Annotated in this window: 22 protein-coding genes; 13 read left to right on the plus strand and 9 right to left on the minus strand. The window is 59.7% G+C overall.

The genetic code is table 11. The features are described 5' to 3' along the window. Nucleotides 1–70: 70 nt before the first annotated feature. Nucleotides 71–1,354 carry an MFS transporter gene (locus Q7L55_12360; GenBank protein ID MDO8733343.1) on the plus strand — a complete coding sequence of 428 codons (1,284 nt, stop codon included), beginning with the start codon at nucleotides 71–73 and terminating at the stop codon, nucleotides 1,352–1,354. Beyond that, nucleotides 1,351–2,577: a hypothetical protein gene (locus tag Q7L55_12365; GenBank protein MDO8733344.1), complete on the plus strand. Its 1,227-nt coding sequence runs from the start codon at nucleotides 1,351–1,353 to the stop codon at nucleotides 2,575–2,577. The genes Q7L55_12360 and Q7L55_12365 overlap by 4 nt, the downstream gene beginning before the upstream one ends. 48 nt (nucleotides 2,578–2,625) lie before the next feature. Here Q7L55_12365 and Q7L55_12370 read toward each other — a convergent pair whose 3' ends face one another. Further along, on the minus strand, nucleotides 2,626–4,026 hold the full coding sequence (locus tag Q7L55_12370) for a CCA tRNA nucleotidyltransferase (protein MDO8733345.1): 1,401 nt from the start codon (nucleotides 4,024–4,026) through the stop codon (nucleotides 2,626–2,628). A 73-nt stretch (nucleotides 4,027–4,099) separates the two neighbouring features. Between Q7L55_12370 and Q7L55_12375 the strand changes: the two genes are divergently transcribed. From Q7L55_12375 to Q7L55_12425, 11 genes are all read left to right on the plus strand, one after another. Then, the gene (locus Q7L55_12375; protein ID MDO8733346.1) at nucleotides 4,100–4,561 is read left to right on the plus strand and encodes an NUDIX hydrolase; all 462 of its coding nucleotides are present in this window, start codon (nucleotides 4,100–4,102) and stop codon (nucleotides 4,559–4,561) included. After that, a complete protein-coding gene (locus Q7L55_12380) occupies nucleotides 4,562–6,589 on the plus strand; it encodes a DUF6049 family protein (protein ID MDO8733347.1) in 2,028 nt (675 codons plus the stop codon). Then, on the plus strand, nucleotides 6,586–8,238 hold the full coding sequence (gene murJ, locus Q7L55_12385; protein ID MDO8733348.1) for a murein biosynthesis integral membrane protein MurJ: 1,653 nt from the start codon (nucleotides 6,586–6,588) through the stop codon (nucleotides 8,236–8,238). Before Q7L55_12380 ends, murJ begins: the two co-directional genes overlap by 4 nt. After that, nucleotides 8,235–9,725 carry a protein kinase gene (locus Q7L55_12390; protein MDO8733349.1) on the plus strand — a complete coding sequence of 497 codons (1,491 nt, stop codon included), beginning with the start codon at nucleotides 8,235–8,237 and terminating at the stop codon, nucleotides 9,723–9,725. The genes murJ and Q7L55_12390 overlap by 4 nt, the downstream gene beginning before the upstream one ends. 11 nt (nucleotides 9,726–9,736) lie before the next feature. Next, on the plus strand, nucleotides 9,737–10,333 hold the full coding sequence (gene sigM, locus Q7L55_12395; protein ID MDO8733350.1) for an RNA polymerase sigma factor SigM: 597 nt from the start codon (nucleotides 9,737–9,739) through the stop codon (nucleotides 10,331–10,333). Further along, a complete protein-coding gene (locus tag Q7L55_12400; protein ID MDO8733351.1) occupies nucleotides 10,330–11,082 on the plus strand; it encodes a hypothetical protein in 753 nt (250 codons plus the stop codon). Before sigM ends, Q7L55_12400 begins: the two co-directional genes overlap by 4 nt. 58 nt (nucleotides 11,083–11,140) lie before the next feature. Then, nucleotides 11,141–12,073: a thioredoxin-disulfide reductase gene (gene trxB, locus Q7L55_12405; GenBank protein ID MDO8733352.1), complete on the plus strand. Its 933-nt coding sequence runs from the start codon at nucleotides 11,141–11,143 to the stop codon at nucleotides 12,071–12,073. A gap of 44 nt (nucleotides 12,074–12,117) precedes the next feature. Continuing rightward, the gene (gene trxA, locus Q7L55_12410) at nucleotides 12,118–12,438 is read left to right on the plus strand and encodes a thioredoxin (protein MDO8733353.1); all 321 of its coding nucleotides are present in this window, start codon (nucleotides 12,118–12,120) and stop codon (nucleotides 12,436–12,438) included. Between the two features lie 2 nt (nucleotides 12,439–12,440). Further along, nucleotides 12,441–13,484, plus strand: coding sequence for a peptidoglycan-binding protein (locus Q7L55_12415; protein MDO8733354.1), 1,044 nt, complete (start codon nucleotides 12,441–12,443; stop codon nucleotides 13,482–13,484). Between the two features lie 92 nt (nucleotides 13,485–13,576). Further along, nucleotides 13,577–14,827: a PLP-dependent aminotransferase family protein gene (locus Q7L55_12420; protein MDO8733355.1), complete on the plus strand. Its 1,251-nt coding sequence runs from the start codon at nucleotides 13,577–13,579 to the stop codon at nucleotides 14,825–14,827. Between the two features lie 40 nt (nucleotides 14,828–14,867). After that, entirely contained in the window at nucleotides 14,868–15,812 is a 945-nt protein-coding gene (locus tag Q7L55_12425) for a D-alanine--D-alanine ligase (protein MDO8733356.1), read from the plus strand. Between the two features lie 27 nt (nucleotides 15,813–15,839). Here the strand turns inward: Q7L55_12425 and Q7L55_12430 are convergent, their stop codons facing one another. The 8 genes from Q7L55_12430 to rpmH form a co-directional block, all read right to left on the minus strand. Beyond that, nucleotides 15,840–16,751: a ParB/RepB/Spo0J family partition protein gene (locus Q7L55_12430; protein ID MDO8733357.1), complete on the minus strand. Its 912-nt coding sequence runs from the start codon at nucleotides 16,749–16,751 to the stop codon at nucleotides 15,840–15,842. 46 nt (nucleotides 16,752–16,797) lie between these two features. After that, the gene (locus tag Q7L55_12435) at nucleotides 16,798–17,604 is read right to left on the minus strand and encodes a ParA family protein (protein ID MDO8733358.1); all 807 of its coding nucleotides are present in this window, start codon (nucleotides 17,602–17,604) and stop codon (nucleotides 16,798–16,800) included. A 115-nt stretch (nucleotides 17,605–17,719) separates the two neighbouring features. Further along, nucleotides 17,720–18,361, minus strand: a complete 642-nt coding sequence (gene rsmG, locus Q7L55_12440; protein MDO8733359.1) for a 16S rRNA (guanine(527)-N(7))-methyltransferase RsmG — start codon at nucleotides 18,359–18,361, stop codon at nucleotides 17,720–17,722. An 8-nt stretch (nucleotides 18,362–18,369) separates the two neighbouring features. Next, the gene (locus Q7L55_12445) at nucleotides 18,370–18,858 is read right to left on the minus strand and encodes a R3H domain-containing nucleic acid-binding protein (GenBank protein MDO8733360.1); all 489 of its coding nucleotides are present in this window, start codon (nucleotides 18,856–18,858) and stop codon (nucleotides 18,370–18,372) included. A 9-nt stretch (nucleotides 18,859–18,867) separates the two neighbouring features. Then, nucleotides 18,868–19,824 carry a membrane protein insertase YidC gene (yidC, locus tag Q7L55_12450; protein ID MDO8733361.1) on the minus strand — a complete coding sequence of 319 codons (957 nt, stop codon included), beginning with the start codon at nucleotides 19,822–19,824 and terminating at the stop codon, nucleotides 18,868–18,870. Continuing rightward, nucleotides 19,803–20,162, minus strand: coding sequence for a membrane protein insertion efficiency factor YidD (gene yidD, locus Q7L55_12455; GenBank protein MDO8733362.1), 360 nt, complete (start codon nucleotides 20,160–20,162; stop codon nucleotides 19,803–19,805). The genes yidC and yidD overlap by 22 nt, the downstream gene beginning before the upstream one ends. Continuing rightward, on the minus strand, nucleotides 20,159–20,506 hold the full coding sequence (gene rnpA, locus Q7L55_12460) for a ribonuclease P protein component (protein ID MDO8733363.1): 348 nt from the start codon (nucleotides 20,504–20,506) through the stop codon (nucleotides 20,159–20,161). The genes yidD and rnpA overlap by 4 nt, the downstream gene beginning before the upstream one ends. Then, nucleotides 20,506–20,640 carry a 50S ribosomal protein L34 gene (gene rpmH / locus Q7L55_12465; protein MDO8733364.1) on the minus strand — a complete coding sequence of 45 codons (135 nt, stop codon included), beginning with the start codon at nucleotides 20,638–20,640 and terminating at the stop codon, nucleotides 20,506–20,508. Before rpmH ends, rnpA begins: the two co-directional genes overlap by 1 nt. Nucleotides 20,641–20,744 lie beyond the last annotated feature (104 nt).

Consider the following 20,744-nt stretch of genomic DNA (forward strand, 5'->3'; position numbering starts at 1 on the left):
CTCCGCAGTAGATTGCTGACCTCGACGACTACGACGGCCGCTGAGGTCTTTGCGCTGATACCGTCCGCGCGTGGTGGCATTGCCTGCCCTGCGCGAGCTCCTGTCCACTCGGGACTTTCGTCGGCTTTTCTCAGTTCGCCTGGTCGGGCAATTCGCCGATGGGCTCGTTCAGGCATCCCTTGCAACCTTCGTGCTCTTCTCTCCGGAGCGGGAGCCAGATGCCCTGAAGGTCGCATCGGCATTCGCGATCTTGTTGTTGCCCTACTCGATCATCGGGCCATTCGCGGGAGTGCTGCTGGATCGTTGGCGTCGGCGCAATGTGCTGGTCAATGCCAACTTCATCAAGGCTCTTGGAGTCATTCCCATCATCACTCTTGTGGCGGCCGGCAATGACGGCCTACTGCTCGGGCTGTTCGTGCTCGTCGTGCTCGGCATCGGTCGATTCGTTCTCGCTGGATTGTCAGCCTCTTTGCCCAATGTCGTCCAGGGTCGCGATCTGGTGACGGCCAATGCGCTGAGTCCGACATCAGGCACCATCGCAGTTGCAGTAGGTGCGCTTGCAGGCGTGGCAATCAGGTCGCTGGTGGGCGGTGGCGACACTGGTAGTCAAGTGATCCTGGTGCTGGCTGGCATAGGTTTCGTAGTGGCCGGGCTGCTTGCCATGCGCATGGGGGCTTCAAGCCTTGGGCCACATGGTGACCTCGCACGTGACACCATTCGCGGGGTCATTACGGGCTTCGTCGACGGGCTTCGTGTGCTGCGCGATCACGCACGGCCGCGGCGTGCCATCACTGTCGTAGCACTGCATCGTGTCTCCTTCGGCATGCTCACGGTGGATGCGCTGCTGCTGGTGCGCAACAGCTTCAACTCCATTGCACAAGCCGACCATGCGCTTACCCAGTTCGCGATCATCACTGGAGCAGCAGCAACCGGTGCACTGATCGGAGCCGCTTCAACACCGTGGAGCACACGGCGTCTGGGCACCGTCACGTGGTCAGCAATGGTGCTGATCGTCGGCGGCATCACCGGCACAATCTTCGTATTCGCGGGATCACAGACGATCAGCCTTCCGTTGTTGCTCGTCGGAGCCGCGAGCTTTGGATTCGTCGGACAATCAGTCAAGGTTTGCGCGGACACTGAGGTACAACTTCACATTCCCGACGATCACCTCGGCCGGCTCTTCGCGTTGTTCGACATGATCGTCAACGCGTCCCTCGTTTTAGGCATCACATTCATGGCGTTGTGTGCCCCGGCAAGTGGTCAAGCACCTGCCATGATCGTCTTTGCTGGGCTCCTGCTTGTAGTGACAGGCGTTTGGTTCATGACCAAATCGCCAACGAAGGGAAACACATGAGCCGACGTAGGGGTGCGCGATCGATTGCCTCGCTTCTGATATTCGTCATCGCTGTGCTGCTGACTCCGCTTTCAGTGGTGGGGCACTGGGGACATCAGACAGTTACCGACGCTGAGCAGTACATCGCGACCGTAGGGCCACTGGCCAGCGATCCTGCAATCCAGCAAGCAGTCGGTGAGGAAGTCACTGCCGCACTTGTCGCCCGCATCGACACCGAATCCTTGGTTAGCCAATTCCTTGGCTCCCTCGTCAAGAACCCAAATATCAACGCGCAACTCTCTTCCCCTATCGCCGCGGGGATCAACAGCCTGATCGGCACCGCCGTAGACAAGTTTCTGGCCTCCTCTGCATTCCAGAATGTCTGGATCAAAACCAACGAGGCTGCGCAGCGATCCGCTCTAGCACTGCTGGAGGGCAAGGAAGCCGGCATCATTCAGACCAACGGCGACAAAGTGGTGCTCGATATCACCACCTTGCTGACGGCGGTACAGACCCAGCTCGTCGAGTCCGGCCTATCGATCGCAGCCAACGTGACTATCCCGCCGACCGGCCACCAGATCGTGCTCTTCGAAACACCGCTGCTGGCCCAGGTGCAAACGGTGTACAGCTTCACGTCGCCGATTCTGGAATGGCTGCCCTTGCTCGTGGCCGCCCTCTTCGCGCTCTCGATTGCGCTGGCGCGCAAGCGGCCACGCATCGTGGTCACTCTCGGCATCGTGCTGGCGCTCGAAGCACTCCTGCTGATGCTTTCGATGAACATGACCGAAACGGCTGTTCAACTGCAACTTGGCCGAACTGGCCTAGGCCTGGCGCTCTCGGCATTCTGGTCGACCTTCTTCGCTTACTTGCTCAACGGCTTGCAGGCATTGCTCATGCTCGGTGTTTTCACTGCGATCGCCGGTTGGTATGCGGGCAGTTCTCGCCTGGCAATGCTCAAGCGCGAACGTGTCAGCGCTGGGCTCCATGAACTCGGAGCGCAGGTTCCAGCTGGCCTCAACACCTTCGTTCGCTCCTACTCCCTCTTCCTGAAGTGGGGAGTCGCGATTGTGCTCGGGCTGCTCCTGTTCGGCGCAGGCGGCATCGACGTGGCTCGCACCTTCTGGCTGGGCGCACTCGGTGTGCTCCTGTTTGCCGGCATTGAGGCGTGCAATCGTCCCGACCGCGACGTGTACGTGGAGATCGAAACTGCTGCCGCGGCCGAACTCGGCAACGCTGAGGCCTAGAAGTTCAGCGCTGCAACTCCACTGCGAGGGCTCCCAGCGTTCCCGGAATTATGCGCGGTTAGCCCACCAAGCCAAGAGCGCTTCAGTGACCGCTGGCGGATCCATCGGACCGCGGTCCAAGCGCAACTCCATCAGGAAGCGATATGCCTCACCAACCTGAGGGCCAGCCGGAATGTCCAGGATGCGCATGATGGCCTGACCATCCAGATCCGGGCGCAGCGAATCCAATTCCTCCTGCGCAGTGATTTCAGCAATCCTGACTTCCAGTTGCTCATATGACCGCTGCAGCTCTGCAGCACGGCGGCGGTTACGCGTGGTGCAGTCGGCACGAGTCAATTTGTGCAGTCGCACAAGCAGAGGTCCAGCGTCACGCACGTAGCGCCGAACCGCAGAGTCGGTCCATTCGCCGGTGCCATAGCCGTGGAACCGCAAGTGCAATTCCACCAAGCGTGAGACATCGTCGATCAATTCATTCGAGAAGCGAAACTCCTTCATGCGCTTGCGCGTCATGCGCGCGCCAACCACCTCGTGGTGGTGAAAGGAGACTCGGCCTTCCTCAAATTTTCGTGTTCTGGGTTTGCCGATGTCATGGAACAACGCAGCAAGACGCAGCACCGGGTCCGGGCCACTCGCTGGTTCGTGCATCGTTTCCATCATGATCGCCTGATCCAGCACCGTGAGTGAATGCTCGTACACATCCTTATGCTGCAAGTGTTCGTCGACTTCCAGGCGCATGCGCGGTAACTCAGGAAACACGTAGTCGGCAAGCCCGCTATCCACCATCAGCTTGAGTCCATGTCGCGGATGATCGGACATGACGATCTTCAGGAATTCCACCTGCACACGTTCAATCGACACGATCGTGATGCGCTCGTGCATGGCCACCATGGCAGCTAGGGTCAGCGCCTCAATCTCGAATTCCAGTTGCGAAGCGAAGCGGGCCGCTCGCATCATGCGCAGCGGATCATCGGTGAAGGACATTCGCGGAGCATTCGGCGTACGAATGACGCCCGCTGCAAGGTCATTGATGCCTTCGTACAGATCCACCAGCACAAGTTCTGGCAGTCGCAATGCCATGGCATTGATCGTGAAATCCCGGCGGCCCAGATCTCCCTCAAGTGAGTCACCAAAATTGACCTCTGGCTTTCGCGAGCTGGGGTCGTAGTGCTCGCTTCGATAAGTAGTGATCTCGCATTCACGATCGCCAATGCGCGCGCCGACGGTTCCGTAGCGGATACCTACATCCCAGGTGCTATCGGCCAAACCTTCCAGAATCTCAAGAATCTCGTTGGGGCGAGCGTTAGTGGTGAAGTCCAGATCGGGGGCTTGGCCGAGGCGCCCGAGCAGCGCATCGCGTACCGGACCTCCAACAAGGGAGATTTCAAAGCCCGCGGCCGCAAATCGCGTACCCAGTTCAATGAGGAGGGCTTCAATCGGTGCCAGTTGCAGGGCAGCCTGTTTTGGATCGACTGTGGGCACCTGATGAGCGTAATGACATAGCTCAGCGGTTTATCCTGCGGATATGTCCCCTCGAGCACCGCGATTCCCGCGAGTCGAAGAGATAAGTGCCGGCGGACTCGTCCTGGACCACAGCTCCATCCCGCCACGCGCCGCCCTCATTGGCAGGCACGACCGGCGCGGTCGCCTGATTTGGTCATTGCCCAAGGGTCATGTTGAGCAAGGCGAGAGCACCGAGGACGCAGCCATTCGCGAGGTACTCGAGGAGACCGGAATCGAGGGATCTGTCATCGCGCCGCTTGGAGTCATTGATTTCTGGTTCATGGCTGAGGACCGGCGGGTGCATAAAACCGTCCACCACTTTCTCCTGCGCGCCAATGGGGGCGAGCTCAGCGATGCTGACCGTGAGGTCGTTGAGGTTGCCTGGGTCCCGCTTGACGAAGTGAGCGGTCGTCTTGCCTACGCAGATGAGCGCAAGCTCATGGAGAAGGTGCCTGCGCTGCTTGCCGAATTGATGGATCTCTAGGTGCGCCGACGCTTCTTGCTCGCCGCTCTTTGCTCGCTCCTTCCCGCCTTGGGAGCTCTTGCAGCGACCCCGCCAGCGCAAGCTGCAACAACGGCCGTGCAAGTGGTGCTGGATTCGATGCTGCCGTTCATTCCGACGGGCAACAGTGAACTGCGCATCACTGGTCGCCTGGTCAACACCTCGAGTACAACCATCAGTAAGCCTGTTGCGCAATTGCGTCTTTCAAGCGAGCCGATTCAGGGACGCGCAGGCATTGATGCCGTGCTCAACTCCGATGGACTTCCTACGTCAGCAGTGCTCTCGTTCCATATCGATCAACCGCTGGCATCAGGGGCTCAAGCGACATTCAATTTTGAGGTGCCATTCAGTGAACTGCCACTGAAGAAGGCCGGTACCTACGCGTTGACAATCGATGCCGTCGGCCCAGGGAATCAGGCTGTTGGCAGCCTGCGCACCTTCTTGCCCTGGTATCCGAACTCGAACAAGTCTGCACATGCCATTGGCGTGGTCTGGTTGTGGCCGCTGGCCGATGCTCCGGCTCGAACGGCCACCAACGTGCTGCTGAACAGTCAGACGCCGCTCTCGCTGTCCCCAAGTGGTCGGCTGGCTAATCTGGTCGACGTCGGGCGCGAATTCAGTTCGACTCTGAGCTGGATGATCGATCCATCAATCGTGCAGTCTGCCGACGACATCAGCCGCGGCTATCAAGTGGTCGAGGACGGGGTCATCGTCGTCGGGAACCGCAGCACTGATGCCTTGCGATGGCTGGACGAACTGCGCGCATCCATTGCCCCGTCAAATTCGCGGGCAATCGCCTATGCGGATGTCGATGCGTCGGCGGATCGGCGCAGCGGGCTCAGTGCCGATGTTGTACGAGCCATGACTTTGGCTCAGCCCATCACCTCCGATGTATTGAAGTCCGCGATCACCGGTGGCGTCTATTGGACACCCAGCGGTCGGCTGGACCAACGCACGGCCAATCTCCTTTCATCAGCTGGCACCACCACCGTGATCATGTCGACCCAGGCGATGGCCGGGGACGCCAATCAGCCTCGTCAGGGCATCGCTGACTACCCAACCAGCTTTGGCAATCTCACTGCAGTGCTGGCTGATGCGCGCATCAGCGCCAGTCTTGCAATGCCTCAGCGCAATGCATCGGAAACGATTTTGGCTCGCCAGCGATTCCTCGCTGAAACAGCGGCTATCGCAAATAGCGTCACGAGTGACACCAACTTGACGGTCGTGGCAGCACCTTCAGATCTACGCTGGAATCCCAGCCCGGTTTTCCTTCGATCAGTCCTGCGTTCAACCCAGTCGGCACCGTGGATGCGGCCAGCTTCAATGAGCGGTCTGGAGTCGGGACCAAGAAGCTCGAGTGCTCGACTGCCGTACCCGAGGGCAAATAGTGGTGAACTCACCGCCGCGTACCTGGATCGCATTGTGCGAATCCAACAAAGTGTCAAACAACTCACTGCTGTGCAATCAACTGCGAGTTCCGTCAACCAGTCGTACTCCGAGGCTCTACTGCGGGCACAGTCCTCAGCGTGGCGGCAAGACCCAGAAACCGGCGCTGCGCTGGTCGCGGGGATCAGTCGCGAACTCACCACGCAGATCAATCTTGTCCGGCCAATCTCCAGCGGGACCATCACCTTCTCTGGTGACTCCGGCAATGTCCCGATCACCTTGGCAAACGACGGCAGCAGCTCGGTCAAAGTGGGGCTGGCGCTCATCGGGGAGCCAAGCTCGCGGCTGGAGTCCCAGCCCAAGACTGACATTGTGATCGAGCCGGGACAGAAGATCAGCGTCGAGATTCCGGTACGCGTCGTCGGCGGTGATCCGCTGCCTACTCTGGTGCAGATTCTCACGCCGAATGCTTCTGCTTACGGAGCGCCGGCTTCCATCACACTGGTCTCAACTGCCTATGCTCGGGCCGCAGGATGGGTCGTCCTTGCCGCATTTATCGCCATCGCCATATTCGTGGTCGTCGGCATTACGCGTCGGATCATGCAACATAGGCGCACATCATGAGCGAATCCGCGACCGTCCTGCGCTCCAGCGCCGTCATGGCTGCTGGCACCGTGATCTCGCGCGTCACTGGCATCGCGCGCGACATCACGGCTGCTGCCGCGCTCGGCTTCTTCCTCGTCTCGGATGCCTACTCACTGGGCAACTCCCTGCCCACGATCGTCTACATCCTGATCATCGGTGGCGCGCTCAACGCGGTCTTCATTCCTCAACTCGTGCGGCACATGAAGGACGACGCAGACGGCGGCAACGCCTATTCAGATCGCCTGCTCACCCTCGCCGGTCTCACCCTGCTTGTGCTATCGATCGCCGCGGTACTGCTCGCACCACTGCTCGTACATTTGTACACACCCAGTGACTACCCGCAAAATGAGTTTGATCTCGCTGTTGCCTTTGCCCGGCTCTGTCTTCCGCAGATTTTCTTCTACGGCATCTATACGCTCCTCAGCCAGGTGCTCAATGCCCGCGGCCATTTCGGCATGCCGATGTTCGCTCCTATCGCCAACAACGTCATAGCCGTAGCCACCTTCGTGCTGTTCATCGTGGTTGCCGGAACTTCGGCAGCGGCCGACGGCGAGCTCACAACCCAACAGATTCTCATTCTTGGCATTGGGACGACTCTGGGTGTGATCGTGCAGGCTGTGATTCTCGTTCCGGTACTGATCCGGCACGGCTATCACTATCGCCCGCGATTTGATTGGCGTGGATCGGGCTTGGGCAAAGCCGGAACTCTTGCCATGTGGACCATCGCATTGGTACTGGTCAACCAAGCGACCAACATTGTGGTCACGCGCCTGGCTGCCCAAGCCAACGTCAACGCTGCCGAAGCTAGTACAACGGCGGCTGGTCTCACCACCTATCAAAAAGCACACTTGGTATTTCTTCTGCCACACAGTGTGATCACGATTTCGATCATCACGGCGATGCTCCCTGGCTTGAGCCGACTGGCCCACAGCGGGCGATTGCACGACGTTGGCCGCGAAGTCAGTTCAACCATGCGCATTGTGGTAGCAGTCATCACTCCCATCGCGGTGATTCTCTTCGTCCTGGGCGCAGACATTGCAGTGCTGCTCTTCGGCTACGGAGCCGCAACTCCCGAGCAAGCATCAGTCATGGGACAGATCGTCTCGGTCTTCATGATCGGGCTGGTTCCCTTCACCATCTTCTACGTCTTGCTTCGCGGCTTCTACGCGATCGAGGACACAAGAACTCCGTTCTTCATCACAGTCGGCTTCAGCATCGCGTGGATGGTGATGGCTATCCCACTGTTCGAGCTGGTCAATGCTGGCGGCCAACAAGTCGCTTCCTTGGCGCTCACCTACGGCTTGTCGTACTGGATCGGCATGGCCATCGCCTGGCTGATGCTTGCCAAGCGCATTGGGGGCATGCGCTCGGGAGCCACGGCTTGGGCACTGACGCGGATTATCAGCGCCGCTCTGATCTCCCTGGCTGGCATGCTGATTGCCCGGTTCGCACTTGGTTCAGTGGGCTACAACCCAGGTCTGCAGAGTCGAGAGAACGTCCTCATCGACATCCTCGTCATGGCTCCAGTTGGCATTGTCATCTATCTGCTCGCTGCTTGGCTGCTTCGCGTGCATGAGTTGCGCGAGCTCGTGCGCGTCACTCGCAAGAGGCTGGCACGGGGTCGATGAGTTCTCCACTTGATCGCTATCGCCTGATTGATCAACTGCTCGTTCCCGATGGCTCCTGCGCCTATTGGCGGGCTTACGACACCGCACTTGATCGCGAAGTTGTCATCCGATTAGTGCATGCTTCAGACCCGCGAGCCGAAGTGTTGAACACAGCAGCCCGAACTGCAGCAATTGTTCAAGATCGTCGGCTCGGCCAAATCCTGGACGTCATGAAAGTTCCGCCAAATGAGGAGTCCCCGGCTCGCATTGCCGTGATCAATGAGTGGATTAACGGCGAATCACTGCTGTCCTTCATGGCCGCTCGCGACTGGAATCCGCTCGAGCTTCAGCCGGCGATTGGCATCGTGACCGAAGTGGCCCAGGCATTGGCGCTGGCCCACGAGCTGGGAGTTCAGCACGGCCGTCTGCTTGCAAGCAATGTGCTGCTCACCGATGCCGGAGAGGTGCGAGTCATCGGGATGTCAATAGACGCGGCCCTCCTCGGCGCTCCGCATGAAGATTTGATCCGCTCTGACATCGATGCGCTCGGCGGGCTGCTCTATCTCATGCTGACTGGCCGAAGCCCCTTCGCTGCTGATCTGTTTGGACATGACCAAACAGAGGCTCCGTCAGCGCCGAGGCACCAATCACATCTGGAACCGCCCTCTCATCTTCGAGCCGATATTCCGCAAGACATCGATGTGCTGATCGGGCGATCCATGTTCGAACTGCGTCGTCCGCGGGGCACGACGAAGATCCGGACGGTCGCGGAGTTTCTTGGAGCACTCGCCCAGATCCGAGCCAGCATTGAACCTGTTGCTGCTCGCCCCGGCTCGACGCGTTTTCGCGCATTGGCTGTGCGTCTGACCGTAGTCGCGGTGGTACTTGCAGGCATTGCGCTGCTGGTCGTAGCTTGGCGCCAGTTGTACATCGGGCCCGAAGCCGACTCTTCAAGGCCACTGAACTCAGCGAGCCATTCGAGCGCTGCAACTCCGCAGGCAAGTGCAAGCGGGCGCCCTGCTTTGGTCATCATCCCCGCAGCCGCTGTTACCTCTTTTGATCCCTTTGGTGACGACAATCACGATGGCATCAATGACGCAAGCGCTGGTCACGAACATCAGAACCAGGCTTCCCGGGCAATTGACGGCAAGCCAGCAACCGCGTGGACCTCCCGTCAATACGAGATGGCAAATGCCAACGGCAAGGGCGGGGTCGGCCTCATCTTGGATCTTGGCAAATCACCTTCAGTGCAGTCGGTGGATCTCACTTTTGGCGAGGTTGGCGCGGCCGTACGCATTGGCGTCTCGGACTCCCAACTTGGCGATCCGAATCGTTGGCCGGTGCTCGCCAAGGCGGCCGCCGGTGACAAGAAGCTGTCCCTGCGCTCCCCGCGAGCAATCGCGGGCAGGTACGTGCTCTTGTGGTTTCCTCGACTGCCGCCTTCAGTTGCACACCCCGGTATGCATCAGGTTCGGGTGTCGGAGATCGTTGTCCACGGACGGGGCTAGGCTCATGATTCGTGTCAACTGAGCAATCCGATGAGGAGTTGCTGGCTGAGCATGTCACGGGGGATCCGCACGCATTTGCTGAGTTGGTCTACCGCCATCGCGACCGTCTGTGGGCCGTCGCATTGCGCACGATGGGCGATTCCAATGAGGCCGAGGACGCCCTCCAGGAGGCATTGATCTCGGCCTTTCGCCGAGCTGAGCAATTCCGTGGCGAGGCGAAGGTGACAACCTGGTTGCACCGCATCGTGGTGAATGCCTGTCTGGATCGGATCCGCAGACGCAGCGCGAGACCCACCTCACCGCTTGCCGAACATGACACTGTTGATTCCAGACTCCAGCCGGCCCAGGATCACATCGAACAGCGCGAGACCCAGATTCTGATCGCCGAGGCCTTGGCAGAATTGCCACAGGATCAACGCGATGCGGTGATCCTGGTCGATATTGAGGGCTGGCCCATTGAAGATGCCGCACGAATGCTCAATTGTCCGACCGGCACAGTGAAGAGCCGATGTTCGCGCGGCCGAGCCAAATTAGCCAAACGATTGGTCGATCTGCGGAACCCGCAGAGCGCACCCCCCGTCCAAAGTCCGGAAGGAGGCCCGAGTTGAGCGACGAAGAAGATGACGCAATGTGGGATGAAGGAAGCCCACTTGGCGACGAGGCCTCTTTTCTCAATCCGGACACCGCCTCCAACGGTCCGGCTATGCCTGATTCAGCGTGGGCAGCTGTTGAACGAGTCCTGCACAACGAGCAGGTTGCCCGCGAAGGTGCGAGCAGCCTGCAATCGCGACGTCACCCGCGTCGCACTTGGGTGATCGGAGCGGCCGCAGCAGGTGTTTCACTGCTGGCCGTCGGAGTGGTCGTACAAAGCGTCCAGAGTTCCAACCCTCCGGTGATTGCCTCCGGAGTGAGTGGAGTCGCACCAGTGCCAAGCGGGGCATTTCCTGCCAAGCAGATTCTGGCCAGCGGGACCGACTATCTGCCAACGACCCTGGCCAGCCAGGTCACCAAGCTCGTGCGCGGAACTCAAGGCGCCAAGCAGCTCATGGCGGCGACTGCTCAAGCCACCGCCTGGCCGAGCACTGCCCCTGGATTCGACATGTCGGCCGAGGGACTGCGCAGTTGCATCTCAGGCCTGACCCATCAGGACGACGGCACGGCACTTATGGTCGATTTGGCCCGCTATCACGGTGACAACGCCGGAATTGTCGTGATCCCGCTATCGCTTACCCAGCCAACGCAATCCAGCCCGGCCTTGCTGCGAGTGTGGGTTGTCGGTCCTGGTTGCTCGGCCTCGCATACCGATGTCATGGTTGACCTGACCATCGCCCTGCCCGCTACGGCTGGGATGGAATAAGCCTCGCCCTAGGATCGTTCAACTGCTAGGCACACCCCACCAACTGGCGAGGAACTTGATGAGCGACATCCGAAACCTGATCATCATCGGATCAGGCCCTGCTGGCTACACCGCTGCGGTGTACGCCGCTCGCGCTCAATTGGCCCCCCTGCTCTTCGAGGGTTCGGTCACCGCCGGTGGCGCACTCATGAACACCACCGAGGTCGAGAACTTTCCCGGCTTCAGTGACGGGATCATGGGCCCGGAATTGATGGAGAACATGCGCGCTCAGGCCGTGCGCTTTGGGGCTGAGATCATCACCGATGATGTCGTGACCGCTGATCTGTCTGGCGAGATCAAGACGGTCACCGATGGCGAGGGCCGTGTGCACCGAGCCAGGGCGGTTATTTTGGCGATGGGGTCCAGCTACAAGGAACTTGGCGTTCCCAATGAGAAGCGTCTGTCTGGCCACGGAGTTTCCTGGTGCGCCACGTGCGACGGCTTCTTTTTCCGCGATCAAGATATCGCCGTCGTCGGCGGTGGCGACTCAGCTCTTGAAGAGGCCACCTTCCTGACGCGATTCGCAAAGTCGGTGACTCTCGTGCACCGCCGCGATGAGTTGCGTGCCAGCAAGATCATGCAGGACCGTGCTTTCGAGAACGACAAGATTTCGGTCGCCTGGAACACTCTCGTTGATGACGTTGTCGGTGACGCAAAGGTCTCCGGCCTTGCTGTGCGCGACGCAAAGGACGGCACCACCCGCGAATTGAACGTCACAGGCGTGTTCGTTGCCATTGGCCACGATCCGCGTTCCGAACTCGTCAAGGGACAGATCGATCTTGACGATGACGGCTACGTACTGGTGCTCGATGGCACCACGGAAACCAATCTGCCAGGCGTGTTCGCCTGCGGTGATCTCGTGGACCACCGCTATCGCCAGGCAATCACGGCTGCTGGGTCTGGATGTTCTGCTGCACTTGACGCAGAACGCTGGCTCGCGGCCTCGGAGTAACCTACGACCACCGCAGTTCAACCTGCCTGAATAAGGAGAACCCCATGGGCGCAACGAAGATTGTCACGGAAGCCAGTTTCGCTGACGACGTCCTGACCAGCGACAAGCCAGTTCTCGTCGATTTCTGGGCAGAGTGGTGCGGTCCGTGCAAGATGATCGCCCCGATTCTGGAGGAGATTGCCTCGCAGAACGAGGGACTGACCATCGTGAAACTCAATGTCGATGAGAACCCGGCCATTGCGGCCTCGTATGGCATCACGTCCATCCCGACCATGAACATTTTCCAAGGCGGCCAGGTGGTGAAGTCCATCATTGGTGCCAAGCCCAAGGCTGCGCTGCTCGCTGATCTGGCTCCGTACCTGTAACGATGCCCCGCCGCGGTGATACCGGGGCGGCCGTCGCCGAAGTGCGGGCGCGGCTCGCACATCTTGGTTACCTCAATTCAACGCACGGTGACGTCTTTGACGACGAACTCGATCGAGCGGTACGCACCTTTCAACAAGAGCGCGGCCTCACCGTGGACGGCATAGTCGGCACTGACACCTTCCGTCGCCTAGACGAAGCCCGGTGGCGTCTGGGTGATCGCGTACTTCGCTACGTCCTCGGCCATCTCATGACCGGTGACGACGTCTCGGAGTTGCAAAAGCGCTTGAATCAATTGGGCTTTGACGCAGGACGAGCCGATGGTGCCTTCGGTCCCGACACTGATGCCGCGCTTCGAGAGTTTCAGCGCAGTGTGGGTGAACCTGCGGACGGCACTTGCGGGCCAGAAACCTTCCGCTCCTTTGAGCGACTCGTGCGCACCGTCAGCGGAGGCAATGCTGCGCGTCTGCGTGATCCGCTGGCAATCACCGCGCTGCAAACAGGCATCGCCGACAAAGTGGTGGTGATTGATCCGGGATTTGCTGAAGAAGATCCGCAGGCAAATGCGATTGCTCGCGCAATAGCCGTGAGAGTTGAAGGACGGCTCGCCGCCTTGGGCACCCAGGTCTTCCTGACTCGATCAGCAGAGAGTTCGCTGCCCAATGACCCTTCCCGCGCTGATTTTGCCAACCGCACCAGCGCAGATCTCATGGTCTCCATCCATTGCGATCGCGTCAGCAGTCCCCTGCCCAATGGGATCGCTACTTTCTATTTCGGCGAGCCAGACGATGGGGCCTACTCCTACGCTGGCCGCACCCTGGCTGAGCAACTCCAGGTGGAGCTCTGCGCCCGCACGCGCATGCACAACAACCGATCACATCCCAGAACCTGGGATCTTCTACGCATGACACGGATGCCGGCCGTTCGCGTTGATGTCGGGTATTTGTCCAACCCACAGGACGCTGCCCGCCTCGTACAGATTGAGCATCAGGACCTTGTTGCAGCTGGGGTGGCGGCAGCAATCAGCCGTTTCTGCATGCCCATTTAGCACTCAGGGGGTCCCCGCCCGTATCGTTGGATGTTGTGAGTGGTTCCCGACTTGACCCATGGGTTGATTCCTATGCCAAGCGCACATCAGAGATGCAAGCATCCGAGATCCGTGCGCTTTTCGCCGTTGCCTCACGCCCTGAAGTCGTTTCACTTGCTGGCGGGATGCCATTCGTTCAAGCACTGAACATGGATCTCATGGCCGAAACCGTGAGCAAACTCCTGCGAGAGCGCGGTGCGGTTGCTCTGCAATATGGCTCGGGCCAAGGCGATGTTGGTCTGCGCGAGCAGATTCTCGAGGTGATGGCCGATGTCAAAGTATCGGCCCATCCCGATGACATCGTGGTGACCACCGGTTCCCAGATGGCTCTGGATCTCGTCACCCGCGTCTTCTGCGATCCAGGAGACGTCGTACTCGTTGAAGCGCCCTCCTATGTCGGCGCCCTTGGCGTCTTTCGCGCGTATGAGTGCGAGGTCATCCACGTGGCAATGGATGACGAGGGCTTGAATCCGGTTGCGCTCGAAGAGGCAATCGCCAGCCTCACTGTGCAGGGCCGCAAAGCAAAGATGCTCTACACAATCCCCTCATTTCACAATCCGGCCGGCGTCACGCAGGGTCAGCAACGACGCTCCGAGGTGCTGGCCATCGCGCAGCGAGCCGGAATTCTCTTGCTGGAGGACGACCCCTACGGCTTGCTCGGATTCGAAGGTGAGCCACCGGCAGCCATTCGCTCACATGACGAAGAAGGAGTCATCTACCTCGGCTCGTTCTCAAAGACCATTGCCTCAGGCCTTCGTGTGGGTTGGGCGGTAGCGCCACATGGCGTGCGCGAGAAGCTCGTACTAGCTGCGGAGTCCGCAGTTCTGTGCCCGTCGAACTACAGCCAACTCACCATCTCTGAGTACTTGGCCACGCAGCCTTGGCGTGAACAGATCAAATCCTTCCGCGAGCTCTATCGCGAACGACGTGACGCTCTTCTGGAGTCTCTCGAGCAGTTGATGCCTCCGGGCACCCGTTGGACAACTCCAGCCGGTGGCTTCTACTCGTGGGTGACCTTGCCCGAGGGACTCGATGCCAAAGCGATGCTGCCGCGGGCGGTCACAGCACTTGTTGCATATGTGCCGGGAACTGGCTTCTACGTCAACGGCCGCGGACATGAGCACATGCGGTTGTCCTACTGCTATCCCGAACCCGATCGCATTCGCGAGGGTGTGCGACGTCTAGCCGGCGTAATTGAAGGCGAACTTGAAATCGCCAACACTTTTGGAACTAGCAGCGCCTTGCACTCTGATTCCGGTTCCGATACTCCTGGTTCGAACGTGCCAGCCCCCAATCTCCAATAACGCCAATGGTTTTCGAGCACTTCGAGAAGGGATCGAATCAATGTCTTCGTATCTAGTGCTCTCCGGTGGCCTATCTCCTGAACGCGACGTCTCCTTGCGCTCCGGGCGGCGCGTAGCCGAAGGCTTGCGGCTCAGCACCGACGATGAAGTGCGTGAAGCTGACGTCGATCTCACACTTATCGATTTCCTGGTCAAGCACCGACCCAGTTGCGTGATTCCGCTATTGCACGGGGCAGCCGGCGAGGATGGCGCTCTTCGCGATGTGCTGACCTCACTGGGCTTGCCATATGTCGGTTCCACAGGTCAGGCTGCTCGCTTGGCCTTCGACAAGCCAATCGCCAAGACACTGATGGCACGTGCAGGTGTGGCGACTCCGGCCTGCGTCGCCCTGCCCCATGCAACATTTCGCGAACTAGGCGCGGCAGAAGTGCTGAGTGGCATTCGCGAATTGCTCGGCCTCCCGCTGATTGTGAAGCCAACCAAGGGTGGTTCTGCACTTGGCGCTTCGTTGGTGAAATCTGCAGAAGAGTTTCCGTCGGCGATGGTTGGCGCTTTTGCTTACAGCGAGGTCGCGATGATGGAGCAATGGATCGACGGTACGGAGGTGGCTATCAGCGTCCTGGAAACCGACGCGGGTCCCATTGCCTTGCCAGCAGTCGAGATCGTCCCAGAAGCAGAAATGTACGACTACAACTCGCGGTATACCGCTGGTACCACTGAGTTCTTCGTGCCAGCGCGCTTGAGTGCTGACATTGCTGCTGACTGCGCACGAATTGCGTTGCTCGCACACGAGGTGCTTGGGCTGCGCGACTGGTCACGCACTGACGTGATCGTTGATCGCGACGCAACGCCATGGTTTCTTGAGACCAATGCTGCTCCAGGAATGACAGAGACCTCACTGTTTCCGCAGTCCTTGCATGCAGCGGGCCTGTCTCTTGGCGACACTGCGCTCCAACTCGTGCGCCGAGCAATCGCACGTGGCTAAAGTTGTTGGTGCCTAAGGGTTTCTGGCTCAACCCTGATCGATCGCATCGGCGATGCGACGGAGATCTTGTGCATCCGCAACTTCAATCACGATGCGGCCCCGAGACTTGCTCGACCCAAGCCCAGTCACATTGACGCGGGTATCCAAGCTGTCGCTGAGCCGAGAGGCGATGTCGGCTCGAAGTTCACCTGTCGCCGAATTAGAAGCGCGAGCACGCTTGCGCGTTGTCGGGGCCTTGGTATTGCCGAGCAGAATGAGTTCTTCGACACTGCGCACACTGAGACCTTCAGCGACGATGCGCGCCGCCAGGGCTTTCATTGCCTCGGGATCCTGCAAGGACAACAGCGCCCGCGCATGCCCAGCACTGATGACTCCCGCGGCCAAGCGCAATTGCACCTCGGGCGGCAGCTTCAGAAGCCGCAGAGTGTTAGTGACCTGCGGGCGTGAGCGCCCAATGCGAGTGGCGAGCTCTTCTTGGGTGCAGCCGAAGTCTTCGAGCAACTGCTGATAGGCAGCGGCCTCTTCCAGCGGATTCAGATTCGCACGGTGCAAGTTCTCTAGCAGCGCGTCGCGCAGCAGAGCGTCGTCCTGGGTCTCGCGGATGATGGCAGGGATGACCTTCAGGCCCGCCAAGGCGCTTGCCCGCAAGCGCCGCTCGCCGGCAACGAGTTCATAGCCAGTGCCTGAAGGCCGCACGACAACAGGTTGCAGCAGGCCGATCGAGGAGATCGAGTTCACCAGTTCGGTGAGGGCTTCCTCATCAAAAACCGTACGCGGCTGCCGAGGGTTCGGGCTGATGGCATCGATCGGCAGCTCGGCGTAGGTCAGCCCATGGACGCTGGCGACCTGCGGAGCACTAGCCGTTGGAGCGACCGGAGTCGAGGTGGGGATCAGTGCTCCCAGGCCCTTGCCCAAGCCTCGCCTTGTTGTCTCGCTCATGAAATCTCCGGTGCATAGATGAGTAGATTTATCATGCTATGTCATGTTATGTCTGTGGATAAGCATGTGGACGAATCTCTGCCAGCTCCGCGGCTGCCTGTCGGTAGGTCAGCGCTCCAGGCGAGGATGGATCGTACGTCAGCACGGTCTGACCATATGAAGGTGCTTCCGAGACGCGGACATTGCGTGGAATCACTGTGCTCAGCACCCGCTCGCCAAAGTGCATGCGGACTTCCTCGGCAACCTGTGCCGCCAGCCGGGTTCGCCCGTCGTACATCGTCAACAAGATAGCCGAGACCTCAAGTTGCGGATTCAAGTGCGTGCGCACCATCTCAATTGTTCGCAACAACTGCGATAGTCCCTCCAGGGCGTAGTACTCGCATTGAATGGGCAGCAATACCTCACGGGCGGCAACCAGGCCATTCAGCGTCAGCAAGCCCAATGACGGCGGGCAATCCAGCAGGACATAGTCAACGCTGAGTCCGTCGGCATCGGCTTCGGCGAGGTAGGCCTCTAGCGCTCGGGCCAAGCGATACTCCCGCGCCACCTGCGAGACCAATTCAATTTCCGCGCCGGCCAGATCGATCGTGGCTGGTACTCCACACAGATTTGCGATGTCCGGGCAAAGCTGCACCACATCGGCCATCGCCGCATCGCCGCTGAGCACCTCATAGATTCCAGGAACGCCTTCGCGGTGGTCAAGGCCCAGCGCAGTTGAGGCATTGCCCTGCGGATCCATATCGACCAGGAGCACCTGAGCGCCGCCCAAGGCTAAGGAGGCCGCGATGTTCACCGCGCTTGTGGTCTTGCCAACCCCACCCTTTTGATTAGCAATCGTGATGACGCGCGTCATGCCGGCCAACCCAGATCCGTGCTCGGCTGCTCGTCGTCCTTCAATGTTCCACGTGAAACGGGCCAACCCAGGGCGGAGGCCTCCGCAGTTGAGTGTTCCGAGGTGGACATGATCGTCATTGTGCCGTACCGCGATAGGCGCTGACCACTGTCGTTGCAGGATCCACCCATGGCTCGCCGATGTGAATAACTGAGACTTCACGCAGCCGGTATTTGGCTATCACCGCACCAGCCTCCTGTAACTCCTCGGCCGCCTGTTGGCCCTTGAGCGCAAGCAATCTGCCATTGGTTTTCAGGAGGGGAACGGTCCAGCCCAACAGTTTCGGCAAGGGCGCAACCGCCCTGGCGGTCACCACATCAAAGGAAGCCCATTGAGCTTTGACTTCCTCGCCACGACCTCGCAGCACTACAACGCGTGCGGTCAATCCCAGTTCCTCGACGGCCTCTTGCAGGAATTTCGCTCGGCGGAGCAGTGGCTCGATCAAGGTGATGCGCAAATCAGGTCGCACCAGAGCCCAGACCAAACCCGGCAAGCCCGCGCCCGAACCGACGTCGGCGACGATCGCCTGCTGCCTGACCAAGCCAGCGGCAGGCTCGGCGACAACCGCTGAGTTGAGAAGATGTCGCGACCACAAGCGAGGAATCTCGCGCGGACCAATCAATCCGTGGTCCACGCCAACAGTCGTCAGCAGATCTGCGTACGCTTGCAGGTCTGCGCGATGGGGTTCCAGCCAAGAGGGAAGTGCCGGTTGTTCCACGTGAAACGTTAGCTGACGCGGATGACCACGCGACGCTGTGGCTCATCGCCCTCAGAGGCACTCAAAAGTCCGGCCTCAGCCACGGCATCGTGCACAATCTTGCGCTCAAATGGAGTCATCGGGTTCATGCTGACCGGTGCCGAGGTGCGCTGAGCTTCGGCGATCGCCATCTTGGCCAGTGCCACAAGATCAGTTCGTCGTTGGGCGCGAAAACCAGCAATGTCGAGCATGAGGCGTGAACGCTCGCCCGTCTCGCGAGCCGCTGCGAGCCGGGTCAGCTCTTGAATGGCGTCCAGAACTTCGCCGTTCTCCCCGACTAAATGTGACAAATCACCTGATTTCGCCTCAACGATGGAGATCATCGCGCGGCTGCCCTCGATATCAATGTCGATGTCGCCATCAAGGTCGGCAATGTCGAGCAGGCCTTCGAGGTAATCAGCAGCGGCCTCGCCTTCCTGGTCGAGCAGGCTGCGCTTGTCACTTTGCACTTCAGACATTCAATACTCCTACTTGCGCTTGCGTTGGCTTCGAGAGGTCTTCTTTGGCTGGACGCGGGGAGTGAGCGATTCATCCACCACCACGCCTTCAATGACCTCATGCGTGGACACTCCGAGTTTCCGGTTCGCCTTGGCTATCCCGCGCGCTTCCTTGGCTTCAAAGGCTGGGGTACCCGGTTGTGGATTATTGCGAATGACATAGAACTGCTGGCCCATTGACCACAGGTTCGTGGTGAACCAGTAGATCAGCACACCGATCGGGAAGTTGATGCCGGAGATCATGAACATCAGCGGGAAGACGTACAGCAGGATCTTCTGCTGCTTGACCATTGGATTATCGGGCGCGCTGTTCTTCACGATCAGCTGACGCTGGGTCAGGAAGGTGGTGGCTGTCATCAAGATGATGAGGATGACGCAGAGGATGTGCGTTGCAGTCGGATTCGGCGTCGCATCGGCATGCATGAATGCGCCGTACAGCGGCACGCCAAAGATTGTTGAGTCGTGCATGGACGGGACGAGATATGCATATTGAGTCCACGCGAAGACGCCAGGCCCGACGTATGAGCCATCGGCAACTCCCGCGGGTGAGTATTGCGAGACGCCATTCAGCACGCTGAACAAGGCGAAGAAGATTGGCGCCTGCAAGAGAATGGGCAAACAGGAGGCCAGCGGGTTGGTGCCAGTCTCCTTGTACAGTTTCATCATTTCGGCGGACTGCTTCTCGCGGTCGCCGGCGTACTGCTTCTGAATCGCCTTCATCTGCGGCTGGATTAGTTGCAGGTTTCGCTGTGACTTGATCTGCTTCACGAATAGTGGGATCAGCAGGATACGAATGAAGATGACCAGGCCGACAATGGAGAAGGTCCATGTCCAGCCACTGTCGGGATTGAGGAAGAGACTCAGGAACTGGTGAATCTGAACGAGAACCCAGCTGACCCCGTCCTTCAGCCAATCGAAGATGAACATGGTCTCCCTTGATCCGTCAGTGTCTCGGACGCCTTGGCACTGGGTCGTCCATCCAGAAGTATGTCTGGTCGCCAATGGCCATGGTCAGGCACGGGGTCTATACCTCCAGCATTCCATGGGTTGCAGCGCAGTAATCGCCAGCCACCCAGCAGCACGCCCTTGATGGCACCGTGCTTGCGCACTGAACCCAGTGCATATGCAGAACAACTGGGGTGGAAACGGCAACTGGGCATCAGCAGTGGTGACAGTGTCAATTGATAAGCGCGGATAAGGCCAATCAGCGTCCACTTCAAGGCGCCACCAATGGTGTGATCCCACACCCACAGCAGTTGCTTCATCGCTGCGCCTTACGCAGAGCCGCCGCAAGGGCATCGGAAAACTCAGCGGCAAGTACTGGGTAACCTGCGCTCGCCGCGCAGGGAAGGGCGCGAATGACCACAGTGGTGCCAGCGGGCAAAGTGCTCAGCAGAGGCCGACTCAGTTCACGCAGTTGGCGAGTGAGGCGATGCCTGGTCACTGAACCACCTACCTGGGCTCCAACGGTGAAACCAATACGTGCGGATTCGTCGATCTGGTGGAGCAGCAGGTGCACCACCAAATTTGGGCGGCCAGCGCGAACACCCTGACGAACAGTCTGCTGAAACTCAGCCGACTGCCGCAGCCGAAAGGGCGCGGCGAGCATTACGCCGAGAGGCGTTCGCGGCCCTTGGTGCGGCGCGCCGCCAACACGGCACGGCCAGCACGCGTGCGCATCCGAAGCCGGAAGCCGTGCGTCTTAGCGCGACGACGGTTATTGGGCTGGAAGGTGCGCTTCATGTTCTGGCTCCTGCTGGTTCGTAGACGGGGAAGCTAGGAACCAGCGCCATGCGCGCAAGCGACTCCTAGAACTGGCAAAGGGTACGGAGGTAGGTGCCCTCGGG

The organism is Actinomycetota bacterium, from assembly GCA_030650795.1.
Classification (GTDB): domain Bacteria; phylum Actinomycetota; class Actinomycetes; order S36-B12; family S36-B12; genus UBA11398.